Origin of the sequence: Mycobacterium sp., from assembly GCF_019243155.1 — a bacterium.
Taxonomy (GTDB): Bacteria; Actinomycetota; Actinomycetes; order Mycobacteriales; family Mycobacteriaceae; genus Mycobacterium.
Window position 1 is genome coordinate 1 of record NZ_JAFAUS010000234.1, and the last position, 5110, is coordinate 5110.

Here is a 5110-nt window from a genome sequence, read left to right on the forward strand (position 1 = left end):
CGGGCGACCTCGCTTTTGCTGCGTCCTTCGAGCACGACGGCGGTGATGACCAGCTGCGCCTTCGACATGGCTGACCTCCCATAACAACTGAGGTGTCAACTATGTCGCGAGACATCTGTCAACTATGTCGTGGAATCAGACACTGTCCCCGCTACCACTGTCATGTCTCGCGACATCGTTGACGGGCGTCCCGAGACATGGTTTACACCTATTGCCTGTTTGGGGCTGTTTCCGCATTTGACGCCGCGGGGTTGGTAGTCGCGGGTGGGGTCTAAGACGAGTTTGCGGATGACTTGGCCGGTGTGTCGGTCGAGGACGCGGATGTCGAGGTCGTGGATGAGGACGGTGACTTTGGTGCCGGTGCGGCGGTTCAGAATGGGCCGAATCACGCCGCTACCTGGGCCTAGACGTCCTCAGCAAATCCCGACTCACCACCACACCAACAGAACAGGAGGTCACCCCCGCGGCACTGACCGCCTAATCACGACATCGAAGAATCACACGACGACGTCGTACACCACGTCCCTGGACTTGACCCTCCCCAGAGGGCCTTGACCCCAATTCTTACCCCAATTGGGCGGTAAGATGCCCTCGTGGCTGAGCGAGCAGCAAACGGTCGGGGAGCAGTCCGGCGGCGTCCGGATGGGCGATGGGAAGCCCGGCTGAGTTATGTCGATTCCGCTACGGGAGAACGCAAACGGGTGTCGGTCTATGGCGCTACGCAGAAGGTCGCGCTGGCCGAACTGGACAAGGTGCAAGATCGGCTGGATGAGGGGAAGCCTGCAAAGGACGCCACCTCGACGGTGGGCACATGGTTGGTGCATTGGCGAACCACCACCCTCGCCGCCAGTGACCGCAAAGACGCCACCAAAGAGCTGTACGCCAACATCTCGCGCAAGCATTTGGAGTTCGGTCCTTTCGGAGCAATGCGGCTGGATCGGCTCAAGCCCTCTTACGTTGAGGCCCTTGTGCTCTCGATGCGAGTCCAGACCAGGCCAGGCAAGCCGACTAAGGACGACCCCAACCCCGAGCCCGTGCGAGCGCTGTCCGACTCCACGGTGAGTCGGTTGTGCTGTCCGGGAGTGAGCTTGCGCGCGCGGGGTTGCCTTACGGGGGGGAGGGGCGTGCGCGGGAGCAGCTGTACCTGTTGGACGAGTTCGACCAGATCCGCGAGTACTTCGGCGATGTGTGAGTGTGCCGCCGCAGGTGCGGCCTGGGATAGATCACCTCTAACCGATCGGTGAGAAGTTGCTGCCTGATTTCTTCACAGAGGATCGCAGCGAGCTTTGGGACGCGCTGCGCAAGCGCGGGCCGGTCGTGTTTGTCGAGGACAGCGTGTTTGTGAATGGCTATTGCCTCACACGGGCCGATGACGTGCTCGCAGCGCTGCATAACCCGGAAGTGTTTTCGCTCAACCCCGTTTTGGATCGGCCGGACCATGCGCGTTGGCGCGCAATCTTGCAGCCGTTGTTGAATTCCCGCGCGGTGAAACAGATGCAACCCGCGTTGCAAGATCAGGCCGCGGCGGTGGTCGAAGCGGTGGCCCCGCAGGGTAGTTGTGAGGTGATCGCCGATGTTGCGGAGCCATTCGCGGCTCAGGTTCTTCTCACAGTGTTGGGGTTGCCGCCGCAAGACGGGGATAGGTTGCTGCGCTGGGAGAAAGCGCTTTGGGCGATCCAGCGGGCGCCTCTGGCCGCGGTCACAGGTGTCCGTTTCGAGGATTTGGTGCAAAAAGTTGAGATGCTCGCCTATTTGGCGGCTGCTTTCGCGCAGCGCCGCGCCAGCCCTGATATTGCGGGTGTTATGTCCCGGTTGGTTGCCGGTGACGATGGGTTCGACGAAGCTGACGCGTGCGCGGTAGTTGAGATGCTGATCGCTGCGGGCATTACGCCGTTTAGGAGCGCGGTGGGTTTCGTGTTTCTTGACCTTGCCCGCAACCCACGGCTATGCGCTTCGCTCCGCGAAAACCCCGCAGGGATTGAGGGATTCGTCGAAGACGTGCTGCGCCGCGAGCCGCCGGCCCCGGTGATTATCCGCAGGGCCGCTCAGAACGTCACCGTGGCGGGTGTCGAGATACCGGCAGGGGCCCGGGTCGTGCTGTGCGTAGGGGCGGCCATCCAAGAAGACATGGCGGACGGCCACGGGTCGCGGGCGGACTACTGGGCGTTCGGCGGGGGCCCGCACCGCTGTGTGGCCGTCAGTCTGGCGAAAACAGCGTTGACTGTGTTGGTCAGCGAATGGTTACGCACTATCCCCGCGTTCGGGTTAGATACTGAGTCAGTGCCGCCGGTTATCCTCGAGGAGGCGGTCCGGCTGTCGAGTTTGCCGCTGCGCTGGCATTAAATCAGACCGCGGGGGCCTTGCCACTTTCGTCGGATGAATTGCCGTGCACCCCTAGTGTTTTCGCTCGCTGTGACGGCGCAGCGTTCAGAGATCGAGGACGATCCGTAGTGCCGCGTCAACGCGGCGCATCTCGTCGAAGGTGAGAAAGCCGACGCTCTTGCCGAGCCGGCCGGGGTCGATCGCCGCGGCCTGCTCGGCAAGCAGCCGAGTGCTCGTGCCGGCGATTTCGACCTCGGGACGAAAGCTGGCGGCACGAGCCGACGTCGATGTTGGGGCAACCAGGCAGGTCGACAGAGGCAGTTGACCTGATTGGACGACGACAGCGTAGCGGGAACCGGACTGTTCGTGACCGCGGCTTCCCCTCGGGGCATGCAACCGAAAGACCTCACCACGCACGCAGCGTCTCCATATCGCGCAGCACCTGCATCGCCTCAGCGCGATCGGACCCGTCTTTGGCGATCCTCTCCGCCTCGGCGCGAATCGCTGCGCCAGCCTTGCGTCGTCCGGCATCGATGAGAGCAGATCGAATGGCTGCGGACACAGCCGTGCCGTCATTGGTCAAAACCTCCAGCGCCTTCAATGTGTCTTCGTCCGGCCGGAAGGTAATCGTGTCAGCCATAACGACAGTGTACGACGGTTTGTAAGACAGTCACTGATCAGCATGAGGAACGGTTCGGAGAAGAGCGGCAGCCCCGACGGGGGGCAGTCACAATTCTCCGCGTTGGTCGAGGCTATCCACCGCTGCAGTCAGCGCTTCGAGTGGTCTTCCGCACCGCCATCCTGGGGGCATCAAAAGTTCAGCCCCGAGAACATGATCCGTCCAGGGTCATACTTCTGCCTGACCGCGGTCAGCCGCGCGAGGTGAGGGCCGAAGTAGCGCGAAGCGGGTTGATTCGCCTCCAGGTAGTTCACATAGCCGCCGACCGAATAGGCTTGCACCGCTTGGTGTGCCGTGTTGAGCCAGCTGGTCGCCGCAGCCGGGTCGCCCGATGTTTCGACGTACCACTGCACCAGCGCGGTCTGTCGACGCCACGGGAAGGCCGTGGCATCCGGTGCCACACCGGCGAGCGCGCCGTCGAGCGCGTGCATGATCGCCAACATCCGGCCCGCCCCCCGCGGAAAGGCGTTGACCGCCGCGGCGATCGCCTGCGCGACGGGCGCGTTGACGGTGGGAAAGACATCGGATCCGCCGACGTACCCGAGCGGCGCGGGATTGAGGTTCCCGACTGCCAGGTATCTCACCAGGTCCATGTAGTTGAAGGTGTGGTTCTCGGTGGCGGCCGGTTGGAGTCCGACAGCGGAAACGATGGCGGCCGCAACGCCGCCACCCGACCCGACCGGACAGGTCGCGACAATGCGGCACTGCGTGCCGAACGCGTCGGTGATGCTGTCCGCGAGTGCCCAACTGCGTGGGTCTGCGCTGCGCAGCCAGTTCTGCCAACCGACGAGGACCTGAGCGAATGATTGCGGGAGGAAATGCAGCTCGACCACGTCGACGTCCTTGATGGGGAAGGTGGCGAAGGTCAGCGACGTTGTCACGCCGAAGTTGCCGCCACCCCCGCCGCGCAGCGCCCAGAACAGATCCGGGTTGCTGGCGGCCGACGCCGTGACCGCCTGACCCCCGGGCAGCACCACCGATGCCGATGTCAGTTGGTCACAGAGCAGGCCGGCGTGCCGGGACTGAGCGCCCAGGCCCCCGCCCAGGGCGTGCCCCGCGGCGCCCACCGACGGGCAAGTCCCCGTGGGGACGCCACGACCCGCCCCGGCCAGCGTCTGGTGCATTGCATACAAACTGGTCGCAGGTGTCACCGTGACCTGCCCCGTGGCCGCGTCGTAGTTGATTCCCCCCGGCAACTGACGCAGGTCGAACACCAGGGCGCCGTTGGCCGTCGACGCGCCGGTGTAGGAATGCCCACCACTGCGTGGAGCGACTTTGAGGTTCTGGGCAGCAGCGAATGCCATCGCCTTTTGGACGTCCGCCGTCGACGTCGGCGTAACGATCGCCGCCGGCGTAAAGCCGTTGTAGTTGGTATTGAAAACCTGTTTGGCAGAAACGAATTGCGGACCGCTATCCGGCAGCAGCACCTTCCCGCCGAGCGCGGACGAAAGACCGTCCCAGCCGGAGGCATTCGGAGCGGCGGTGGCCCGGCCCGAGCCGACGAGCGCGCCGGCGGCCAGCGCTCCTACGGCGGCCCGGAGAAACGCCTGCCGCGAGACCTCCCGCGCAAACTCGGGTTCCCGCGATTGCATCATGTCCCGCATTGTCGACCACCGAAGGACAAAAGCCTCGCTGCCACATGACGTGTCGCAGGACTATTCGCCGGGAATCACCGCAGCTTCTGCGCGAATTCGATGATGTTGCCGTCCGGGTCGGCGATGTGCAGCGTCCTCTCGCGCCAAGGCCGGTCCACCGGCCCGCTGAGGATTTCTACACCAAGCCCACGCAACCGCTCCGCTTCCCCGTCCACATCGTCGATCAGGAAGCCGATCTCGCCGCACGGCGGTTCGCCGCCTTCGCGACCGATGAGCCCGGCCAGCTTCGACCGTTCGAAAAGCGCGAATTTGGTGTTCTCCATCTCGAATTCGACGTAGCCGTCGCCCTCGATTCGCACCGCAAGCCCGATCACGTTGCGGTAGAACGCCACAGAGCGCTCAAGCGACGCGACGTAGTGGATCACGTAGTCCAGGCGGGGCATGAATTCACCGCTCACTCAACGGCTGACCCTGAAACGCTTGAGCCGAGACGTCGTTCCGGATACCAATTCGA

At 63.9% G+C, this 5110-nt stretch carries 6 protein-coding genes; 2 read left to right on the top strand and 4 right to left on the bottom strand.

Features of this window, described 5'->3' with window-relative positions:
* The first annotated feature begins 1069 nt into the window (after positions 1 to 1069).
* Positions 1070 to 1192, top strand: coding sequence for a hypothetical protein (locus JOZ00_RS11580; protein ID WP_293343896.1), 123 nt, complete (start codon positions 1070 to 1072; stop codon positions 1190 to 1192).
* A gap of 56 nt (positions 1193 to 1248) precedes the next feature.
* Positions 1249 to 2343, top strand: a complete 1095-nt coding sequence (locus tag JOZ00_RS11585) for a cytochrome P450 (protein WP_293343898.1) — start codon at positions 1249 to 1251, stop codon at positions 2341 to 2343.
* Between the two features lie 84 nt (positions 2344 to 2427).
* On the opposite strand, the gene JOZ00_RS11590 is transcribed toward JOZ00_RS11585, so the two are convergent.
* The 4 genes from JOZ00_RS11590 to JOZ00_RS11605 form a co-directional block, all read right to left on the bottom strand.
* On the bottom strand, positions 2428 to 2739 hold the full coding sequence (locus JOZ00_RS11590) for a type II toxin-antitoxin system PemK/MazF family toxin (protein ID WP_293343900.1): 312 nt from the start codon (positions 2737 to 2739) through the stop codon (positions 2428 to 2430).
* Positions 2729 to 2962: a hypothetical protein gene (locus tag JOZ00_RS11595; RefSeq protein ID WP_293322566.1), complete on the bottom strand. Its 234-nt coding sequence runs from the start codon at positions 2960 to 2962 to the stop codon at positions 2729 to 2731. Before JOZ00_RS11595 ends, JOZ00_RS11590 begins: the two co-directional genes overlap by 11 nt.
* A gap of 170 nt (positions 2963 to 3132) precedes the next feature.
* Entirely contained in the window at positions 3133 to 4593 is a 1461-nt protein-coding gene (locus tag JOZ00_RS11600) for an FAD-binding oxidoreductase (RefSeq protein ID WP_293343902.1), read from the bottom strand.
* A 77-nt stretch (positions 4594 to 4670) separates the two neighbouring features.
* Positions 4671 to 5039 carry a VOC family protein gene (locus JOZ00_RS11605; RefSeq protein WP_293322567.1) on the bottom strand — a complete coding sequence of 123 codons (369 nt, stop codon included), beginning with the start codon at positions 5037 to 5039 and terminating at the stop codon, positions 4671 to 4673.
* Positions 5040 to 5110 lie beyond the last annotated feature (71 nt).